Source organism: Escherichia sp. HH26CH (assembly GCF_009820205.1).
In the GTDB taxonomy this organism is placed as follows: Bacteria; Pseudomonadota; Gammaproteobacteria; order Enterobacterales; family Enterobacteriaceae; genus Escherichia; species Escherichia coli_F.
Map to the genome: position 1 here is coordinate 1 of NZ_VNXM01000054.1, position 20,793 is coordinate 20,793.

20 protein-coding genes and 1 tRNA gene are annotated in these 20,793 nt (G+C 52.1%); 6 read left to right on the top strand and 15 right to left on the bottom strand.

Going from position 1 to position 20,793, the window contains the following annotated elements; all coding sequences use genetic code 11:
* Nucleotides 1-114: 114 nt before the first annotated feature.
* The 5 genes from serS to lrp form a co-directional block, all read right to left on the bottom strand.
* Entirely contained in the window at nt 115-1,407 is a 1,293-nt protein-coding gene (serS, locus tag FQ015_RS17505; protein WP_000886683.1) for a serine--tRNA ligase, read from the bottom strand.
* Nucleotides 1,408-1,497: 90 nt separating this feature from the next.
* On the bottom strand, nt 1,498-2,841 hold the full coding sequence (gene rarA, locus FQ015_RS17510; RefSeq protein ID WP_000067769.1) for a replication-associated recombination protein RarA: 1,344 nt from the start codon (nt 2,839-2,841) through the stop codon (nt 1,498-1,500).
* A 10-nt stretch (nt 2,842-2,851) separates the two neighbouring features.
* Nucleotides 2,852-3,463 carry an outer membrane lipoprotein chaperone LolA gene (lolA, locus tag FQ015_RS17515; RefSeq protein ID WP_001295343.1) on the bottom strand — a complete coding sequence of 204 codons (612 nt, stop codon included), beginning with the start codon at nt 3,461-3,463 and terminating at the stop codon, nt 2,852-2,854.
* A gap of 158 nt (nt 3,464-3,621) precedes the next feature.
* Complete coding sequence (gene ftsK, locus FQ015_RS17520; RefSeq protein WP_039020466.1) at nt 3,622-7,689, bottom strand: DNA translocase FtsK; 4,068 nt, start codon at nt 7,687-7,689, stop codon at nt 3,622-3,624.
* Between the two features lie 134 nt (nt 7,690-7,823).
* On the bottom strand, nt 7,824-8,318 hold the full coding sequence (gene lrp, locus FQ015_RS17525; protein WP_000228473.1) for a leucine-responsive transcriptional regulator Lrp: 495 nt from the start codon (nt 8,316-8,318) through the stop codon (nt 7,824-7,826).
* Between the two features lie 543 nt (nt 8,319-8,861).
* Between lrp and trxB the strand changes: the two genes are divergently transcribed.
* The 6 genes from trxB to FQ015_RS17555 all read left to right on the top strand — a co-directional run bounded on the left by trxB (nt 8,862) and on the right by FQ015_RS17555 (nt 15,021).
* Nucleotides 8,862-9,827: a thioredoxin-disulfide reductase gene (gene trxB / locus FQ015_RS17530; RefSeq protein WP_001385255.1), complete on the top strand. Its 966-nt coding sequence runs from the start codon at nt 8,862-8,864 to the stop codon at nt 9,825-9,827.
* A 122-nt stretch (nt 9,828-9,949) separates the two neighbouring features.
* Complete coding sequence (cydD, locus tag FQ015_RS17535) at nt 9,950-11,716, top strand: heme ABC transporter permease/ATP-binding protein CydD (protein ID WP_160524322.1); 1,767 nt, start codon at nt 9,950-9,952, stop codon at nt 11,714-11,716.
* Nucleotides 11,717-13,438 (top strand): heme ABC transporter ATP-binding protein/permease CydC, encoded by a 1,722-nt coding sequence (cydC, locus tag FQ015_RS17540; protein ID WP_160524323.1) that lies wholly within the window; start codon nt 11,717-11,719, stop codon nt 13,436-13,438.
* A gap of 41 nt (nt 13,439-13,479) precedes the next feature.
* Nucleotides 13,480-14,184: a leucyl/phenylalanyl-tRNA--protein transferase gene (gene aat / locus FQ015_RS17545; RefSeq protein WP_160524324.1), complete on the top strand. Its 705-nt coding sequence runs from the start codon at nt 13,480-13,482 to the stop codon at nt 14,182-14,184.
* Between the two features lie 284 nt (nt 14,185-14,468).
* Nucleotides 14,469-14,687, top strand: a complete 219-nt coding sequence (gene infA / locus FQ015_RS17550) for a translation initiation factor IF-1 (RefSeq protein WP_001040187.1) — start codon at nt 14,469-14,471, stop codon at nt 14,685-14,687.
* A 246-nt stretch (nt 14,688-14,933) separates the two neighbouring features.
* Nucleotides 14,934-15,021: transfer RNA gene (locus FQ015_RS17555), tRNA-Ser, on the top strand.
* A 149-nt stretch (nt 15,022-15,170) separates the two neighbouring features.
* Here FQ015_RS17555 and FQ015_RS17560 read toward each other — a convergent pair.
* From FQ015_RS17560 to FQ015_RS17605, 10 genes are all read right to left on the bottom strand, one after another.
* Nucleotides 15,171-16,013, bottom strand: coding sequence for a DUF4942 domain-containing protein (locus FQ015_RS17560; RefSeq protein WP_072693077.1), 843 nt, complete (start codon nt 16,011-16,013; stop codon nt 15,171-15,173).
* Nucleotides 16,014-16,109: 96 nt separating this feature from the next.
* Nucleotides 16,110-16,307, bottom strand: a complete 198-nt coding sequence (locus FQ015_RS17565) for a DUF957 domain-containing protein (RefSeq protein WP_000839234.1) — start codon at nt 16,305-16,307, stop codon at nt 16,110-16,112.
* 11 nt (nt 16,308-16,318) lie between these two features.
* Nucleotides 16,319-16,807 carry a DUF5983 family protein gene (locus FQ015_RS17570; RefSeq protein ID WP_000761708.1) on the bottom strand — a complete coding sequence of 163 codons (489 nt, stop codon included), beginning with the start codon at nt 16,805-16,807 and terminating at the stop codon, nt 16,319-16,321.
* Complete coding sequence (locus FQ015_RS17575; protein ID WP_000854768.1) at nt 16,804-17,181, bottom strand: TA system toxin CbtA family protein; 378 nt, start codon at nt 17,179-17,181, stop codon at nt 16,804-16,806. The genes FQ015_RS17570 and FQ015_RS17575 overlap by 4 nt, the downstream gene beginning before the upstream one ends.
* Before the next feature lie 89 nt (nt 17,182-17,270).
* Entirely contained in the window at nt 17,271-17,639 is a 369-nt protein-coding gene (locus FQ015_RS17580) for a type IV toxin-antitoxin system YeeU family antitoxin (RefSeq protein ID WP_024179191.1), read from the bottom strand.
* Nucleotides 17,640-17,688: 49 nt separating this feature from the next.
* Entirely contained in the window at nt 17,689-18,333 is a 645-nt protein-coding gene (locus FQ015_RS17585) for a hypothetical protein (protein WP_000086766.1), read from the bottom strand.
* An 18-nt stretch (nt 18,334-18,351) separates the two neighbouring features.
* Nucleotides 18,352-18,573, bottom strand: a complete 222-nt coding sequence (locus tag FQ015_RS17590) for a DUF987 domain-containing protein (protein WP_000692290.1) — start codon at nt 18,571-18,573, stop codon at nt 18,352-18,354.
* Between the two features lie 68 nt (nt 18,574-18,641).
* Nucleotides 18,642-19,118 (bottom strand): JAB domain-containing protein, encoded by a 477-nt coding sequence (locus FQ015_RS17595; protein WP_001470113.1) that lies wholly within the window; start codon nt 19,116-19,118, stop codon nt 18,642-18,644.
* A gap of 15 nt (nt 19,119-19,133) precedes the next feature.
* The gene (locus FQ015_RS17600; RefSeq protein WP_000206651.1) at nt 19,134-19,619 is read right to left on the bottom strand and encodes an antirestriction protein; all 486 of its coding nucleotides are present in this window, start codon (nt 19,617-19,619) and stop codon (nt 19,134-19,136) included.
* A 92-nt stretch (nt 19,620-19,711) separates the two neighbouring features.
* A complete protein-coding gene (locus FQ015_RS17605) occupies nt 19,712-20,530 on the bottom strand; it encodes a DUF932 domain-containing protein (RefSeq protein ID WP_080030209.1) in 819 nt (272 codons plus the stop codon).
* Nucleotides 20,531-20,793 lie beyond the last annotated feature (263 nt).

Genomic DNA, 20,793 nt, shown 5'->3' on the forward strand with positions numbered 1-20,793 from the left:
TTTTAATAACTGGCTCAAAGCTGAAAGCTTTCCGGAACCCCCAGCCTAGCTGGGGGTTTTCTGTGCACAAAAAAAGCGCCCGAAGGCGCTTTTTAGATTCAGAAAAATTGGGTATTAGCCAATATATTCCAGTCCGTTCATATACGGACGCAGAACTTCCGGTACTTCGATACGACCATCAGCCTGCTGATAGTTTTCCATTACCGCAACCAGCGTACGACCAACAGCCAGACCAGAACCGTTCAGGGTATGAACCAGACGGGTTTTCTTGTCCGACTTGCTACGGCAACGTGCCTGCATACGACGCGCCTGGAAATCCCAAACGTTGGAGCAGGAAGAGATCTCGCGGTAGGTGTTCTGTGCCGGGATCCATACTTCCAGGTCGTAAGTTTTGCAAGCGCCAAAGCCCATGTCGCCGGTGCAAAGAATGATTTTACGGTACGGCAGGCCCAGCAACTGCAGGACTTTTTCCGCATGACCGGTCATCTCTTCCAGTGCCGCCATTGAGTCTTCCGGGCGCACGATCTGCACCATTTCAACTTTGTCGAACTGGTGCATACGGATCAGACCACGGGTGTCACGACCATATGAACCTGCTTCAGAACGGAAACATGGGGTGTGGGCGGTCATCTTAATTGGCAGATCATCTTCATCGATGATTTCACCGCGTACCAGGTTGGTCAGCGGAACTTCTGCCGTTGGGATCAGTGCATAGTTACTGGTGTCTGCTTCTTCTTCCAGCGGACGAGTATGGAACAGATCGCCAGCAAATTTCGGCAGCTGACCCGTACCGTACAGCGTGTCCTGGTTAACCAGGTACGGAACATAGTTCTCACTGTAGCCATGCTGTTCGGTATGCAGATCCAGCATAAACTGCGACAGTGCGCGGTGCATGCGAGCAATCTGCCCTTTCATTACCACAAAGCGGGAACCAGTCAACTTAACTGCGGCTGCAAAGTCGAGGCCAGAGTGCATTTCACCCAGCGTCACATGGTCACGAACTTCAAAGTCAAACTCACGCGGGGTGCCCCAGCGGCTGACTTCAACGTTGTCATTTTCATCTTTACCTACCGGCACTTCATCTGCAGGCAAGTTAGGGATGGTTAGCGCGATATCGCGAATTTCAGCCTGTAAAGCATCCAGCTCGGCTTTTGCTGCATCCAGCTCTTCGCCCAGTTTGTTCACTTCCAGACGTAAAGGCTCGATATCTTCCCCGCGCGCTTTCGCCTGGCCAATGGATTTCGATCGGGAGTTACGCTCCGCTTGCAGGTTTTCCGTTTTGACCTGCAATACTTTACGACGCTCTTCAAGAGCGCCCAGCTTATCTACATCCAGCTTAAAGCCCCGGCGTGCCAGTTTTTCAGCGACTGCGTCTGGCTCATTACGCAGCAGATTGGGATCGAGCATGCTTATCCTGTGCTTATCGAATTAAATGGGAGATGTGGCCACAGCCTGCGACCACAGGGATACAGTAACAACATTACCGCAACGATAACATTAACGGTAGCGTTTTATGGGGCTATTTTGATCCTGTTCAGCCAGCCAGGCGAGCTTTTCGCCAATCTTGCCTTCAAGGCCCCTGTTTGTCGGGAAATAATAGCGTGTTTGTGCTATTTCCGGCGGGAAGTAAACCTCACCGGCAGCATAAGCGTTTGCTTCATCATGAGCATAACGATATTCCTGACCGTAGCCCATTTCCTTCATTAATTTTGTCGGCGCATTACGCAAATGAACCGGCACGTCATAATCCGGACGTTCGCGAGCATCGGCCAGCGCGGCTTTAAATGCGGTATAGACAGCGTTACTTTTTGGCGCGCAGGCCAGGTAAACAATCGCCTGAGCAATGGCACGTTCACCTTCAGCCGGACCAACGCGAGTAAAGCAATCCCAGGCCGCAATAGCCACCTGCATCGCCCGTGGGTCAGCATTACCCACATCTTCAGACGCAATCGCCAGGCAGCGACGCGCGACATATAACGGATCTCCACCGGCGGTAATAATTCGCGCATACCAGTACAGCGCCGCATCGGGTGCGCTCCCACGCACCGATTTATGCAGTGCAGAGATCAGATCGTAAAAGCGATCGCCTTTGTTATCAAAGCGGGCGCTACGCTCACCGGCGATTTCGGTCAGTAATTCAGGCTTCAGGACTCGCTTACCGCTATCATCGACTTCAGCCATATCCGCCATCATTTCCAGCGTATTTAACGCGCGGCGCGCGTCGCCATTCACCAATTCAGCGATGGCGCGTCTTGTTTCACCCGGCAGAACGATATCCTGACCACCATAACCGCGGGTTTTGTCTTCCATCGCCTGAGTTAGTACCTGTTCGATATCCTCTGTACTCAGGGATTTCAACAGGTAGACACGGGCACGGGAAAGCAGTGCCGAATTAAGCTCAAATGACGGGTTTTCAGTGGTTGCACCAATAAAAGTGATGGTGCCGTCTTCAATATGTGGCAGAAATGCATCCTGCTGGCTTTTGTTGAAACGGTGAACTTCGTCAACAAAAAGAATAGTGCGGCGACCAGCATTGCGGTTTTGCCGAGCGCGCTCGATCGCCTCACGAATCTCTTTCACGCCAGAGGTGACGGCAGAAATACGTTCCACATCAGCGTTCGCATAACGGGCTATAACTTCAGCGAGGGTTGTTTTGCCGGTACCCGGTGGCCCCCAGAGGATCATAGAATGCAAATGCCCAGCTTCGATAGCGCGCGGCAATGGCTTCCCGGCAGCCAGCAAATGTTGCTGGCCGATATACTGTGCTAAATTTTCTGGCCGCATACGCGCGGCCAGAGGTTGAAAAGTATTATCCGAAAAATCGAGCGACAGATTGCTCACTCAGGTGCCTCTACTTACGTTGATCATCTACCGTGACGCCTTGCGGCGGGGTGAAGGTAAATTTCGCTGCATCCACAGCCCCATTTTGCTGGGATTTCAGCTGATAACTGCTGCGCTGATCGTCCTGCTCCACCGCGCTAAACTGATGGATTGTGCCATCACGCCCTACGTTAATGGTGAACTGCTTCAAATTGCCATTGCTGGCTTTCGGCGTCAGGACAAAGTCATCGCCATTCTGTTTGATATTGTACTGCTGCCAGTCGCTGGACTGGTTGCGGGCAATCAGCATAAACGGCGTATTACCGGTGGCATCTTTCAGCCAGGTTGCCGTAGCTTGCTCAACGAACGGGTTATAGAACCACAGTGTTTTACCGTCAGAAACCAGAATGCTTTCATCAGGTTGAGTCATATGCCAGTTGAATAAGTTTGGACGTTTCACCCACAGATCGCCCTGACCTTCCTGCACCGCCGCGCCGCTACCGTCAGTCACTTTTTGTGTGAAGCTGGCGTGGAAGCTGCTGACTTTATCCAGGCGGCTTTTCAGATCGCTTGCGGCATCAGCCCAAACGCTGCTTGCTACTAAGCTTGAGAGTAATGCACAGGTGATGGCAATTTTTTTCATCATTGTTCCTCAAATTACGTCACTCCCGACCGGGAGCTCCCTCTACTCTCTATTCCAGGCTAATAATCAGCTTGAGGAAAGAAGAAAATACTGAATTTTCAGTTGATAGAGTGCCGGATGCGATGCTATCGCATCTTATCCGGCCTACGATACTCTAATTAGTCAAACGGAGGTGGGGCCAATACTTCACGATTACCATTGTGCCCCTGTTCGCTGACAATCCCCTGCGCTTCCATCTGTTCGATAATACGCGCTGCACGGTTATAACCAATGCGGAACTGACGCTGTACGCCTGAAATTGACGCTTTGCGTTTTTCAGTGACAAACTGCACTGCCTGATCGAACAACGGATCCAGTTCTTCAGCGCCATCGAAACCACCCGCACCACCTTCGCTTTCGCTGTCGGAGGTGATGCCGTCAACATACTGTGGGCGACCACGCGCTTTCCAGTCCTGCACCACGGCATGAACTTCCTGATCGCGAACAAAAGCACCATGAACACGTACCGGCAACGTGGAGTTCGGCCCAGAGTAAAGCATATCCCCCATACCCAGCAGTGATTCCGCGCCAGCCTGATCAAGAATGGTACGTGAGTCAATCTTACTGGATACGGTAAAGGCGATACGGGTCGGAATATTCGCTTTAATCAGACCAGTAATAACATCAACCGATGGACGCTGAGTTGCCAGTACGAGGTGGATACCCGCGGCACGGGCTTTTTGCGCCAGACGTGCTATCAGCTCTTCCACTTTTTTACCTACCGTCATCATCAGGTCGGCAAATTCGTCCACCAACACCACAATGTACGGTTCCTTTTTCAGCACCGGATGCTGCGCATCCATACTGTCACCCGGCTTCCAGTACGGGTCTGGAATCGGACGCATCATGCGATCGGCTTCAGCAATTTTTTCGTTATAACCCGCCAGATTACGCACACCCAGTGCAGACATCAGTTTATAACGACGCTCCATCTCGTTAACACACCAGCGCAGCGCGTTGGCGGCATCTTTCATATCGGTAACGACTTCCGTTAACAGGTGCGGAATGCCTTCATAAACCGAAAGCTCCAGCATTTTCGGGTCGATCATGATGAAACGCACATCTTCTGGCTGTGCTTTATAAAGCATGCTCAGGATCATCGCGTTCACACCGACAGACTTACCGGAACCGGTAGTCCCCGCAACCAACAAGTGCGGCATTTTCGCCAGATCGGCAACCACCGGCTCACCGGCGATATCTTTACCCAGCACCACAGTTAATGGTGACGGATTATCGCGGAACTTCGCATTATCAAGCACTTCGCGCAGATAAACGGTTTGTCGTTTTTTATTCGGTAACTCCAGACCTACATAAGGTTTGCCAGGAATAACTTCAACGACACGCACCGCCACCGTCGAAAGTGAACGGGCAAGGTCACGAGACAAGTTAGAAATGCGCGCCGCTTTTACGCCCGGTGCCAGATTCAATTCAAAGCGAGTGATAACCGGTCCCGGAGAGTAATTGACGACATCGGCTTTAATACGGAAATCAGCCAGACGCGCTTCCACCAGGCGCGCCATTTGTTCAAGCGCAAAGGTATCTACCGGTTCCACTTCGCTCGGTGGCGGTGTCAGCAAATCCAGAGAAGGCAGCGGCGTCGTCGGTTTATGCAACGGACGGCTGTCGCCATTGCGCATCAACAGTGGATGAAGCAGGGTATCCTGCGGCTGCGGCACAACCGGTTGTTGTGGCTGCTGATACTGCGGCTGCGGCGCAACTGGCTGTTGCGGCTGCTGATATTGCTGCTGTGGTGCAACCGGCTGTTGTGGCTGCTGATACTGCGGCTGTGGTGCAACCGGCTGTTGCGGCTGCTGATATTGCTGCTGCGGTGCAACCGGTTGTTGTGGCTGCTGGTATTGCTGCTGCGGCACTACCGGTTGTTGCGGCTGCTGTACAGGTTCAACAATTGGCGTAAACAGCGGTTCGTGTGGCCCATCATCCAGCAAAGCTTTCATTGGCGAAAATTCGAAATCATCCAGCGAGAACGGATTCGCCCCAGCCGGTTGTTCGCCGGAATAACGTTGTTGTTGAGTTTGAGCAAACTGACGAGCCAGTTCTGCCTCTGCCGCAGCATCTGCATCTTCTGTATTCACGGGCACATCATGTTGATACTGTTCGCCATAGCGTTGCTGCTGCGTCTGGGCGAACTGACGCGCCAGTTCATCCTGCTGCATCGCATCGATTTCATCATCGTTATAATGATCGCCGGAATCGTACTGATTGCGCTGGGCTTCACGGGCTTTTTCTTCTGCCGCACGCTGTGAGGGCAGCTTAATACCGTAAGACGCCAGTTCACGACGAGTTGGCACGCGGATGCGTTTCGGTCGTGGCAACTGCGGGCCAATCCCCTCTTTGACCTGCGGACGCGGTCCACCACTATTTGCCAGACTGAAAACTGTCGCGGCAACGGTTGCGGCAGCCCCCGTCGCCAGTGTCGCTTTTTTCACACCAGATGCCAGCGGAGAAACAGCGGCAGCGGCTTCTACTGGAGGTACTGCTGCAACAGAAGGTGCTTTCAGCGAAGATTTGATCGGTTCCGGTTCTTTAACCGGTTCTGGAATCGGTTGATACCAGGCCGCAAGTTGTTCACGTTCACGGGCTCGCTTCTCTTCCACTTCTTCAAAATAGTAAAGCGGCGGACGCGTGGGTTTTGTCTCTTCTACAACGGGTTCAGGCTCCACAACAGGCTGCTGTTCAACGGGTTGCGGCTGTTGGTACAACGGCTCCTGAGCGGCTGGCTGCTGATAAGTTTGCTCAGTCTGGTATGTAGACTGTGGAGCAAAAGTGGATTGCTGCTCTTCGGCTTGCCAGGCGTTACCTGCCACCGGTTGTTCTGGCGCAGGGGCGTAATACGGCTGTTGCGCAGACTGTTCCGCCGCAGTTGTGTAATACGGCTGCTGAACAGGTTGTTCCGCCGCAGGAGCGTAGTAAGGTTGTTGCACAGGTTGTTCCGCCGCAGGCGCATAATACGGCTGCTGTGGCTGTACAGGTTGTTGCAGCGGCTCATTATATTGCACTGCAGGCTGCGCATATTGTGGCTGCTGAGGGTAACCTTCCGGTGCAGGAGCAATAACCGGCTCTCCCGTTTGTGGCCCCGGTACAGGCTGCCAGGCTACTGTAGGTTGCGCAGGTGGAACATCAACAGAGGCAACTGGCGGCGTCTGAGTCACAGGTTCAACCGGTGCAGCCCAGCTTTGTGTCGCCGTGGTAGCAGCAGCTGCTACAGCAACAGGTTCGGTAATTGGCGCACCGTTTAATAATGGATCGTATTCGTCATATTCTGGCTGCGTTGCACGATTGCCCGAAAAGAGGACGTCGTCAGGGTCGGCAGCCACACCGCGTGCAGTGTAGGTAATCTCTTCTTCATCATCCATCCGCTTACCGGAGAACAACGCAGCATCTGTTTGCCGCCCCATCGGATTAATGAATTTTTCCGCCAGACGTTTACGACGCGCTAACGCGCCGCGAAGAATACGGGCACGGCGTGATTCATGCTGTTTGCCGTGATTTTCATCTTCATATTCTTCGTCGTCTTCATACTCATCTTCATCGACCCAGGTATCATCGCGACGGGTACGATTACTGGCGAAGGTGAGAATGTTTAAAATCCAGCCGCCGAGTTTTTCAGCAATGGTCACCCATGACCAACCGGTGAACAGCGTCAGGCCCGCTGCCCAAACGCAGAGCAGCGCAATAGTTCCCCCGCTACTGTGTAGCAGTGGTTGTAGCGTAGTGCTTAGTAAGCTGCCAATGACGCCACCGGAGGCAAAATACCAGATATCGTCAGCGTTGATTGCCGCCAGACCACAGGAGGTAAGGATGAGCGCCAAAACGCCAATGATGCGTAGCGAAACGGCAAAATAATCAATGTATTCGTCACTGGACTGATGACGCCAGGCAAACCAACAACCGCCGACGATAATGACGGGAATGGTGTAAGCCATCACGCCAAAAATAAAGAACAGCGTATCTGCCAGCCACGCACCGGGCATTCCACCTAAATTATGGATAGGCTCATGCCAGGCCGTTTGCGACCAGCTGGGGTCCGAAGGGTTAAAGCTTAGTAAGGCAGCCATCAACCAGACGGCAAACAGGACAATAAGGATCAGCAACGCCTCCAGAAGTCGGCGGCCGCTACTTAACTTTGTCAATGTGACTTCTTTGTCTTCAGTGTATTCCTGGCTCAAGAAAGGCTCTCCAGGTTACAGGCTTTTCCTGCCCGATGCTAAAACGGACAACAGTACCAGGTTACCCTAGTACTGTTGCTGTATGGATTAACAGGAGTGTAATCAAAATACGCCGATTTTGCACCTGTTCCGTGTTAGCGCGTCTTAATAACCAGACGATTACTCTGCTTGACTTCTTCCATAACAACGTATGTCCGCGTGTCATTGACGCCAGGCAGACGCAGCAGGGTTTCCCCCAACAACTTACGGTAAGCCGACATATCCGGCACGCGTGTTTTCAACAGGTAGTCGAAATCACCGGATACTAAATGACACTCCTGAATTTCTTCAAGTTTTTGTACAGCGGTATTGAATTGTTCAAACACATCCGGTGCGCCACGATTCAGAGTAATCTCAACGAATACCAGAAGTGATGCATCCAGATAATGGGGGTTCAGCAGCGCTGTATAGCCCTGAATAAACCCTTGTCTTTCCAGCCGACGCACACGCTCAAGGCACGGCGTTGGGGAAAGTCCCACACGTTTAGAAAGCTCGACGTTAGAAATACGCCCATCCTTTTGCAACTCATTAAGAATGTTACGATCGATACGGTCGAGATCTTTGCCAGGGCGCTTCTTGCTATCTACCATTATTATTGTCTCTCTGTATTCCTTCCCTACTCCTGTCTGACCCTGAAACATCACTGTTCAGAGTCGCTACCCGTCACGATAGACCGAAATCATTAAGATTCACGGCGCGCAATGCCTGGTCTACGGTGAGAAGACCGTTGCCTGGTGGCAGCTATCGACATCACGAATGGCGTCTGTCCACGCCATACGTAGATTTCACTAGCACGGTAAACATGGTATTTACATGCATGGTTATGCGCATATAAGAATACTGTTTTTTTTCTTCCTCGAATGTTTTCGCAAAACACCAGGGGATTGTCAAAGCAAAACATCGATTTTTAGTACAACATGCCAGATATTCATTAACAGGGGCGTTTATTCATCATTTAATCGGCTTATAACGCGGGAAATTTAAGTAGCAGAGGTGATAATGACGGGAGAATTTGACCTGCTTATCGATACTGCCGATTGCACAAATTGTTAACAAAATCGTCATACTCTTTTTTTACGTCTGTAAATTCCCTACAATCCTGCCCATTGTCTGCCAACAACTATGGGGATCTCATGGGCACGACCAAACACAGTAAACTGCTTATCCTGGGTTCAGGCCCGGCGGGATACACCGCTGCTGTCTACGCGGCGCGCGCCAACCTGCAACCTGTGCTGATTACCGGCATGGAAAAAGGCGGCCAACTGACCACCACCACGGAAGTGGAAAACTGGCCTGGCGATCCAAACGATCTGACCGGTCCGTTATTAATGGAGCGCATGCACGAACATGCCACCAAATTTGAAACTGAAATCATCTTTGATCACATCAACAAAGTTGATTTGCAGAATCGTCCGTTCCGTCTGACTGGCGATAGCGGCGAATACACTTGCGACGCGCTGATTATTGCCACCGGAGCTTCTGCACGCTATCTCGGCCTGCCCTCTGAAGAAGCCTTTAAAGGGCGTGGAGTTTCTGCTTGTGCAACCTGCGACGGTTTCTTCTATCGCAACCAGAAAGTTGCGGTCATCGGCGGCGGCAATACCGCGGTTGAAGAGGCGCTGTATCTGTCTAACATCGCTTCGGAAGTTCATCTGATTCACCGCCGAGATGGTTTCCGCGCGGAAAAAATCCTCATTAAGCGTCTGATGGATAAAGTGGAGAACGGCAACATTATTCTGCACACCAACCGTACGCTGGAAGAAGTGACCGGCGATCAGATGGGCGTCACTGGCGTTCGTCTGCGCGATACGCAAAACACCGATAATATCGAGTCACTCGACGTTGCCGGTCTGTTTGTTGCTATCGGTCACAGCCCGAATACTGCCATTTTCGAAGGGCAGCTGGAACTGGAAAACGGCTATATCAAAGTGCAGTCGGGTATTCATGGTAATGCCACCCAGACCAGCATCCCTGGCGTATTTGCCGCAGGCGACGTGATGGATCATATTTATCGCCAGGCTATTACCTCGGCCGGTACAGGCTGCATGGCGGCACTTGATGCGGAACGCTACCTCGATGGTTTAGCTGACGCAAAATAATTTTACAAATCAGTAACAAAAGTAAAGAAGGCGACACCATGCGACTATGGGTCGCCTTTATTTTTTCCCCGTTGTAACATTGCTCTGCAAATAATTCTGATAACTCACCTGCTAAGCGTGCAATGAATAAATCCCGTCAAAAAGAGTTAACCCGCTGGTTAAAACAGCAAAGCGTCATCTCCCAACGTTGGCTGAATATTTCTCGTCTGCTGGGCTTTGTGAGCGGCATATTGATCATTGCCCAGGCCTGGTTCATGGCGCGAATTCTGCAACATATGATTATGGAGAATATTCCCCGTGAAGCCCTGCTGCTTCCCTTTACGTTACTGGTTCTGACCTTTGTACTGCGCGCATGGGTGGTCTGGTTACGAGAACGGGTGGGTTATCACGCCGGGCAGCATATCCGCTTTGCTATCCGACGTCAGGTTCTCGACCGTCTGCAACAAGCAGGGCCAGCGTGGATTCAGGGTAAACCGGCGGGGAGCTGGGCGACGTTGGTACTCGAGCAAATTGACGATATGCATGATTACTATGCACGCTACCTGCCGCAAATGGCGCTGGCAGTGTCGGTGCCGTTGCTGATTGTGGTGGCGATCTTCCCCTCTAACTGGGCTGCGGCGCTCATTCTGCTGGGCACTGCTCCGTTAATTCCGTTATTTATGGCGCTGGTTGGAATGGGGGCTGCCGATGCTAACCGACGCAACTTTCTCGCTCTTGCTCGCTTAAGTGGACATTTCCTCGATCGCCTGCGCGGCATGGAAACATTGCGTATTTTTGGTCGTGGTGAAGCTGAAATTGAAAGTATTCGTTCTGCTTCGGAAGATTTCCGCCAACGGACAATGGAAGTGCTACGGCTGGCGTTTTTATCCTCCGGCATTCTCGAATTTTTTACCTCGCTGTCAATTGCTCTGGTGGCGGTCTACTTTGGTTTTTCCTATCTCGGTGAGCTGGATTTTGGGCACTACGATACTGGCGTGACGCTGGCTGCGGGGTTTCTGGCCCTGATCCTTGCGCCGGAGTTTTTCCAGCCATTGCGCGATCTGGGTACGTTTTATCATGCTAAAGCCCAGGCTGTTGGCGCGGCAGACAGTCTGAAAACGTTTATGGAAACCCCGCTCGCCCATCCGCAGCGCGGTGAGGCTGAATTAACGTCGGCCGATCCGGTGACCATTGAGGCCGAGGATCTGTTTATTACGTCGCCGGAAGGTAAAACGCTGGCCGGACCGTTGAACTTTACTTTGCCAGCAGGCCAACGAGCGGTGTTGGTTGGTCGTAGCGGTTCAGGTAAAAGCTCACTACTGAATGCGCTTTCCGGTTTTCTTTCATATCAGGGATCGCTACGAATCAACGGAATAGAATTACGTGATTTATCACCGGAATCATGGCGTAAGCATCTCTCCTGGGTTGGTCAAAATCCACAATTACCAGCAGCAACACTACGAGATAACGTACTGCTGGCACGACCTGATGCCAGCGAACAAGAGTTACAAACAGCACTGGATAACGCGTGGGTCAGTGAGTTTCTACCGCTCCTGCCACAAGGAGTTGATACGCCTGTTGGCGACCAGGCTGCCCGCCTTTCCGTAGGCCAGGCACAACGTGTGGCGGTGGCGCGTGCATTACTGAATCCCTGTTCGCTATTACTGTTGGATGAACCCGCAGCAAGCCTTGATGCTCACAGTGAACAGCGCGTAATGGAGGCGCTGAATGCCGCCTCTCTGCGCCAGACAACGTTAATGGTCACCCACCAGTTAGAAGATCTTGCGGACTGGGATGTCATTTGGGTAATGCAGGATGGTCAGATTATCGAGCAAGGACGTTACGCGGAATTAAGCGTGGCTGGTGGTCCTTTCGCCACATTGCTGGCCCATCGTCAGGAGGAGATTTAAATGCGCGCTTTGCTACCCTATCTGGCACTGTATAAACGTCATAAATGGATGTTAAGTCTTGGTATTGTGCTGGCAATTGTCACGCTGCTCGCCAGTATCGGTCTGTTGACACTTTCCGGCTGGTTCCTCTCGGCCTCAGCGGTAGCGGGGGTTGCCGGACTGTACAGCTTCAACTATATGCTACCCGCTGCGGGCGTGCGTGGTGCAGCAATCACCCGTACTGCCGGGCGCTATTTTGAACGTCTGGTAAGTCACGACGCGACTTTCCGCGTGTTGCAGCATCTGCGCATTTACACCTTCAGCAAATTGCTACCCCTCTCCCCTGCCGGACTGGCGCGCTATCGTCAGGGCGAATTGCTCAACCGCGTGGTGGCGGATGTTGATACGCTCGATCATCTTTACCTGCGCGTTATCTCGCCGCTGGTGGGCGCTTTTGTGGTGATTATGGTGGTGACAATCGGGTTAAGTTTCCTTGATTTCACCCTCGCCTTTACGCTGGGTGGCATTATGTTACTGACGCTTTTCCTGATGCCACCGCTGTTTTATCGTGCGGGAAAAAGCACCGGGCAAAATCTGACTCATCTTCGCGGGCAGTATCGCCAACAACTGACAGCCTGGCTGCAAGGGCAAGCTGAGCTGACCATTTTTGGTGCCAGCGATCGTTATCGCACGCAATTAGAGAATACTGAAATTCAGTGGCTGGAAGCGCAACGCCGTCAATCTGAACTGACAGCTTTGTCGCAAGCAATAATGCTGTTAATTGGCGCGTTAGCGGTGATCCTGATGCTGTGGATGGCGTCTGGCGGCGTTGGTGGCAATACTCAACCAGGCGCGTTAATTGCCCTGTTTGTCTTCTGTGCGTTAGCCGCCTTTGAAGCACTGGCACCAGTAACGGGTGCATTTCAGCATCTGGGGCAAGTCATTGCCTCTGCCGTACGGATCACCGATTTAACGGATCAAAAACCTGAAGTCACCTTCCCTGATACCCAAACCCGTGTTGCCGATTGCGTTTCGCTGACGTTACGGGATGTTCAGTTCACTTATCCGGAGCAGTCCCAACAGGCACTTAAAGGGATTTCTCTTCAAGTAAACGCCGGAGAACATATGGCGATTCTCGGGCGAACCGGATGCGGTAAATCAACATTGTTACAACTGCTGACCCGCGCATGGGACCCGCAACAGGGCGAGATTTTACTTAACGATAATCCCATAGCCAGTCTGAACGAAGCAACTCTACGACAGACCATCAGCGTTGTGCCACAGCGAGTGCATCTGTTTAGCGCCACACTGCGTGATAATCTGTTACTCGCCTCGCCTGGCAGTAGTGATGAAGTTTTGGCGGAGATCTTGCGTCGAGTTGGTCTGGAGAAGCTGCTCGAGGATGCAGGTCTCAACAGTTGGTTAGGTGAAGGCGGACGCCAGCTCTCCGGTGGTGAACTACGCCGTCTGGCTATCGCCCGTGCGCTGTTACATGATGCGCCACTGGTATTGCTGGATGAACCTACCGAAGGCTTAGATGCCACAACTGAAAGTCAGATCCTTGAATTACTTGCAGAAATGATGCGTGAGAAAACGGTGTTAATGGTCACCCATCGACTTCGCGGGCTCTCTCGTTTCCAGCAAATAATAGTGATGGACAACGGGCAAATTATTGAGCAAGGTACTCACGCAGAACTGCTTGCCCTACAGGGGCGTTATTACCAGTTTAAGCAGGGTTTGTAAGCTATTATTGAACGATCCGACTTGCGTGGAGTTTTGCGGTCATGCGCCTGGTTCAGCTTTCTCGCCATTCAATAGCCTTCCCTTCCCCGGAAGGCGCATTACGTGAGCCTAACGGCCTGCTGGCACTGGGGGGCGATCTTAGCCCTGCGCGCCTGTTAATGGCGTATCAGCGTGGTATTTTCCCGTGGTTTTCTCCAGGCGACCCCATCCTCTGGTGGTCGCCCGATCCTCGCGCGGTACTATGGCCTGAATCATTGCATATCAGCCGTAGTATGAAACGATTTCATAAACGCTCGCCCTATCGTGTCACGATGAATTACGCCTTTGGTCAGGTCATTGAAGGCTGTGCCAGCGATCGCGAAGAAGGAACCTGGATCACGCGTGGCGTGGTCGAAGCCTACCATCGCCTTCACGAACTCGGTCATGCCCACTCCATCGAAGTCTGGTGTGAAGATGAGCTTGTTGGCGGTATGTACGGCGTGGCCCAGGGAACGCTATTTTGTGGCGAGTCCATGTTCAGCCGGATGGAAAATGCGTCTAAAACGGCGCTTCTGGTCTTCTGTGAGGAATTTATCCGTCACGGTGGCAAACTTATCGACTGCCAGGTCCTTAACGCTCACACAGCTTCGCTTGGTGCCTGCGAAATTCCCCGCCGGGATTATCTAAATTATCTCAATCAAATGCGCCTCGGACGATTGCCGAATAATTTCTGGGTACCACGGTGCTTGTTTTCACCACAAGAATGAATGTTTTCGGCACATTTCTCCCCAGAGTGTTATAATTGCGGTCGCAGAGTTGGTTACGCTCATTACCCCGCTGCCGATAAGGAATTTTTCGCGTCAGGTAACGCCCATCGTTTATCTCACCGCTCCCTTATACGTTGCGCTTTTGGTGCGGCTTAGCCGTGTGTTTTCGGAGTAATGTGCCAAACCTGTTTGTTGCGATTTAGCGCGCAAATCTTTACTTATTTACAGAACTTCGGCATTATCTTGCCGGTTCAAATTACGGTAGTGATACCCCAGAGGATTAGATGGCCAAAGAAGACAATATTGAAATGCAAGGTACCGTTCTTGAAACGTTGCCTAACACCATGTTCCGCGTAGAGTTAGAAAACGGTCACGTGGTTACTGCACACATCTCCGGTAAAATGCGTAAAAACTACATCCGCATCCTGACGGGCGACAAAGTGACTGTTGAGCTGACCCCGTACGACCTGAGCAAAGGCCGCATTGTCTTCCGTAGTCGCTGATTGTTTTACCGCCTGATGGGCGAAGAGAAAGAACGCGTAAAAGGTCGGTTTAACCGGCCTTTTTATTTTGTACGAAGAACGTTGGAAGTATAAGTACATAACTTGTCTCGATGTAGATATACTGCACAACTTGTTTACAGTATGAGCAAACGAGAATTGTCAGTAAAATTCTTCTTGACCGTTTTACTCCAACTCCCTATAGTAGCGCCCCGTTGCCCCCCATGAGGTCAGGCAGCAAAACAATTTGGTGAGGTGTCCGAGTGGCTGAAGGAGCACGCCTGGAAAGTGTGTATACGGCAACGTATCGGGGGTTCGAATCCCCCCCTCACCGCCAGATTACAAGCGCATGTTATTGTTTAACATGCGCTTTTTTATTTGTCCTTCTGGACAGTATGCCATCGGGTATGCCATCTGAAACCGGTTTATATGCCCCACGATCATATCTTATCGGACAATTTCCGATCTTTGAGCATACTGGCAAAGCTATACTGCCAGCATGTCAGGATAGTGTTTTGCGATAATATCATTCAGTCTGTCAACCAGTTCTGGTTTTCTGAACGTGATATGCGCGGAGCCCTTCTTAAAGTATCTGATGCTGAACATCTCATCTTCATAGTCCTCTTTACCCTGAACAGACTGGATGTGGTCATCCAGATGAATGGTGATGTTTTCCCGGTTGTCGGGGATCGGTTTGCCGCTGAACAGATACAGCATTCTTTCCAGGTCGGCAAGTCGATCTGCCTGTTGCCCGCTGTTCAGATGAAATCCCCACCAGTCCCATCTCACCAGATTGTTGACGATAATTTTATTACCAAATTTACAGGGGGAGTTGGTTTTGTAATTCCAGCTCAACCCTCTGAAGACGTTGATCACCCCCCGCTCAAACACTTCATCCTTATTCTGGTGCAGTTGTTTAAATGTGCTCAGAATGTTCGCTTCACTGATTTCCGGAAAATTATCGTATTCCAGTGACCGGTACCATGTATCACGGGCCTGTGCATCCATTAAGGAAAGCATCCCGGAACGTTGCATCAGGTCACGCCAGATTTCGCGGTCAAGGTTGCGGGTGATGGCTTTCATTGCGGTTTCCGGTTTCTCCATCAGCCAGCAGCCGCAGCAAAAATCCTGTTTCATGGCCCAGTCCGGGGCGGTTTTACCGCCAATACTTTCTGTCATTGCTGATATTTCAGCCAGTTGCCGGATAAGTGTGTCGATTTGCAGCAGTGTACTCTTTCGTACAGCCAGAATGTGGTGGATACTGGTTGAGCAGATAACGTCCGTATGCCCGGTGACCAGTTCCGGGCGGGAGATTGTGATGTCTGACATTATCGGTTTCCCTTTTGGTTTATAAACGAAAACGCCAGCCCTGTTCAGGCTGACGTCAGTGGAATGAAGTCTGGTGAGTGAGATGATGAGTAAGACTCACCGGTTCTGGTGCAGAAACTGCAACTGGCGCAGGGTATGGATATCCTCCCTGGCCTGTTCAATGCAGGGCAGCAGTGCTGCCGAATCCGTTTTATCCTCATCATTGTCAAAGATAATTTCCGATTCGCAGTCGATATTGTCCTGCAGCCACGCAATCAGAATATCCAGCGCCGTTTCTGTGGTTAATGATTTCATGTTGTTCCTGGTTACCAGCCGAAAGTGGGTAAACCCGGCAGGCATTCAGCCCTGGCATCCAGATGAATGAGACTGACACCATAACGTCGGGTAAGTGTGACAACCAGACGGCGGAACGTTTTTGACAGCCCCAGGCGTTTAAGCCGCAGAACCGGGTATGACCACGCATCGGTACGTAACAGATATCCGCTACCTGTGAAATGAATCCATTCTGATTCGCCAGTGTCATTCGTCTGATGTGACAGCGAGTACAGCCAGGCGTTGTCCTTTGCCGTGATATGCGCGGTACTGCAGCGTATGCCGGTCAGGGCAGCAAATGGTGGCGTGCGCTCTGCTGATGTCCGGTCAGATTCATCAACAACACGAAGGGAGTAGCCATTGTCGCAGGCCACGTTAATCAGTTCAGCGAGATTAACACCATCGACGTCAACGACAATTCGTCCCATGTTCAGCGCCTGCACGTTAACGCTGTCGGCTTCCAGTGTCAGTGCCAGTTTCATCGTTTCGCCTCCGGATGCTTACCCAGGGTAATGTTATTTACCGTTCTGTAGTTGTCGCGGGTCATCAGGCCGGTTGCCCGGCGTGCCCGGAGGATATCGATACTGTTGATTAACTGAGAACAGGTACAGGCGCCGAATCCCGGCTGGTCGGTACGTACCAGGGCGTATTTTTCAACGAGAAAGTTCACTGCATCGCACAGTGAAATGCCGGCCTCAATATGCTGCTCAATCACACGTTCATCAGCGAACGGTGTGTCATTCAGTGTGAGGCCATAGTGCTGGTCCAGCAGACGGATGAGCAGTGTCTGCCAGATGGTTACGGGAGACGGGCAGCGCGATACCTCCCGTACGTGTGTATCGGGTAATGTTTTCATACTGAAGATTTTCCTGATATGAGAGATTAAATTTTGAGGAGAGTGTTGCTGTAGCGCACCAGGCCGGAGCAGACGATTATTCCGGTGGTTTACTTTTTCGTTTCGGGTGTCGGATAAACAGCCATATAAACGTAACCACAGCTGCCGAGGGTGTCGGCTTCGCAGGTCAGCCCTCTGGCATACAGCGTGACGGTATGCTGATGGCGGGGGCTGAGTTCACCGCTGGTGAGCATGAGTTCCAGTTGTTTCATCAGCAGCGGAAAGGCCTGGTCCAGATGGTATGCATCTGCATCGCTGAACCGGCCTCTGATGCCGGCGCGGTCTGCAAGGTAATGCAACTGATTGCCCTCCTGCACCAGACGGGCGCCAAAACAGGGCGTCACGGTGCAGGGTAGCCCCCACCAAGGGCGGTCGTTGTTGTCGTCGGGATAATTTGTTTCATGGAGCGTGTCTGACACGATAAAATCCTCACAGGAAATCAGTGAATGATAGTTTAACGATGACGGGTCAGCCGGCGCGCAGACCGGCTTCAGTAAAGGTGTATTCGTTGATGAGCAGGACCTCATCCACAGCGGTGTCTGAGGTCAGCCAGTTGTACTCGTTTTCCAGCTGACGGTACAACCAGAAGGCCAGGTCGCGCAGGGCTTCGCTGACTGCAGCTTCCGCGTCGGCTGTCACAGTCTGACCAGTCGGACTGTTCCGGGTGACGGTGATATCCATGCTGTACGGATGGCAGTAACGTCCCCGGTGACTGATTTCAGCCTGCAGTTGCCAGAAGTTACGCTTCTGTACTGCCTGCAGGATATCCGCGATACGATGGAGTTCATGGGCCTGCGGGGCATACTCCCGGATTCTCCAGACTGTCGCTGGTTGCCAGCGCCAGCGCCCTTCAAAACAGGCTCCGTCCCCCTGGCTGCAGAATCCGCTGAACCAGATGCACGGCTCTTCCATAAACCTGCCGTTGCTGAGCCGGAAAACGCGCTGGCGGAGGTCAATCCCGAAAATGTCACAGACCGCCCTGAAGTCCTCATACACGTTTTCATACCAGTTGCTGTCAGCATGATGCTGACGGTACCCGTCGCGGGCTTTTTCCTGTGCGGTGGAGGATAGCTCATTCAGTGTATACACGGTGGTGGTGATAATTCTGCTCATCAGAATGCCCTTCCAGACTCAGTTCAGGGTGACGCTCATCAGCCGGACATACGGGCCAAAACTGTCCTTACGGCGTTCTGCAAACACAGCCAGCACACCGGGAATATCCTGCACTTCACGACCGGTATACGCCTCAGCACCGCCGTGCCAGCGGTATTTACCGGTACAGAACGGAAAAAGACGGAATGCCGGATGTTGTTGGTGAATACGCATGGCTTCACCACGGGTGATGATTTTCATAGTGTGATACCTCTGAAGACAGAAGATAAAAGTGAAAACAGGTGTGATGTGATTGTGGCGGTGACGGGTTAAAGCAGGCCGTGTTCCGCAAAGGAGAAAACCTGGTTGCCACCAACTATCAGATGGTCCGGTACCCGGATATCCACCAGGGCCAGTGCCTGTACCAGACGTTCCGTAATAAGGCGGTCTGCCTTACTGGGGGTGACTTCACCGGACGGGTGATTGTGTGCCAGCACCACGGCAGCGGCATTGTGGTACAGGGCGCGTTTAATCACCTCCCGGGGATGGACTTCCGTGCGGTTGATGGTGCCGGTGAAGAGGGTTTCACCGGCAATCAGCTGATTCTGGTTGTTCAGATACAGCGCCCGGAACTCTTCACGCTCCAGTCCTGCCATGTTCAGAATCAGCCATTCCCGTGCCGCATGCGTGGAGGTAAAGGCCACGCCGGGTTCATGAAGATGGCGGTCCAGGGTTTTCAGGGCCCGCTGAATGAGGCTGCGTTCGCCGGGCGTCATCTCTCCGGGCAGAAAGGAAAGCTGTTGCATTGTACTTCTCTCCATTCAGTCAATGATGCGCATAATGGCGCTGCATTCCGGATGCTGCAGGGCGTAATCCCGCAGCCGGTAATAGTGGACCGTCATGGCATAACACTCCGTACGACAGGCGTGATGACTGTACGTCATCAGACATGCGGCAATGCCGGCGGCTTCCGGACTCATTTCAGCGCGGTTACCGTTCATGGCATTGAACAGTACCCAGGTTTTTCCATCATCTTCATCCGGTTCGGGTGCCATAAATGCGCCACCGTTGTTCAGGGTGTACAGATTCCAGATACCGCCGCAGTAGTCTTCGCACAGACGGTCCATCCAGCCGAAGATACGGGGCTCCAGGGTCACCCACTGTGGAATGAGGCCAAAGTGCTGCGGCCAGAAGCTGATGCGCTGTTCATCAGGGACGGGAGTGGCAACCAGCTGAGGTGGGTTATTCCCTGATGCAGCGGTTACGGAAACAGAAGGTGTGATGGAGTTATGCGAAAAGGTTGTCATGAGATGATTCCTTATAAAAAGTAAATGAATGGAAGAATACCCGGGGGAAGGGACAAACGTGAGTTCAGGGCTGCACTTTCAGGGAAACGGCATCAGCGCATGCTCTCCAGCAGTGTTTCTGCCATCACCCACAATGCGCGATTGAGCTTAATATCGGTGTCGATGCTGTGAATGGCCCGGGTATGGATACGTTTTCCTTTTGCGCTGCGGCCGGAAATCCCGCCTTTCAGCATATTCTCCTGGATGGTCTGATAAGCACTCCACAGGTCCTTACCGTAATCCTCCCTGCGTCGTGGTGTCAGAATGTCAGCGGTGGTGACGGGCTGATGTTCGTCACCATAACGGTAAGTCAGTGCCGCCTGTGCCAACGCCTGGCGTGCCGGTGGCGGCAGGACCAGCGACTGCATGGCATCACGCTTTTCCTCAATCCGGTCAAAAACGCCCACCACTTCGTAAGCCCCTTCGATGACCCTGTCCACCACGTTTCCCCGGTGTGGAACACGCACTTCTCCCAGAGACTGACCGCAGACCAGTCCATTGGTACAAATGGCACGAAAATATCCGGGTAACATCTGGTAGCTGGATGAACCGTCATGAGAGTTGAGCAGAATAATTTCAGGGACATGCTGACCGGTTATCTGTCCGGCCCGCCGCAGACGCAGCATGTGTTTTGTGTATTCCCGGCGGCTCTGGTCGCGCACGCGGGTCTGGCAGGCAAAGAACGGCTGAAAGCCTTCCTGCTGCAGATTTTCCAGGACGGTGATAGTGGGAATGTACGCATAGTGTTCACTGCGGGAGGTATGTCGGTCTTCCCCAAAAATACTCGGTACATGGCGCATCAGTTCTTCGTATGTCAGCGGACGATCACGACGTATCTGGTTCGCATAACCAAAACGACTGGCTAATCTCATGATTTGCTCCTTATGAATGATTAAGCGATATAAATGAAAAAGCCGCGTCTCCCGGAGAAGACGCGGCCTGATGGGTGAAATGAATGAGGTTTATTGTCTGAGAAGCCCTTCACTGGCGAACCACGTATTAAGCTGTATTCCGGCATCGCCAGTGCAACTGACCTTCAGCATTGCGGATAACCCGCCGGAAATATGTTCACTGGTTGTTTTTGTATCTTCCCCCAAAATTAAATAAATTCATCTTAACCATCACCCAGATAATA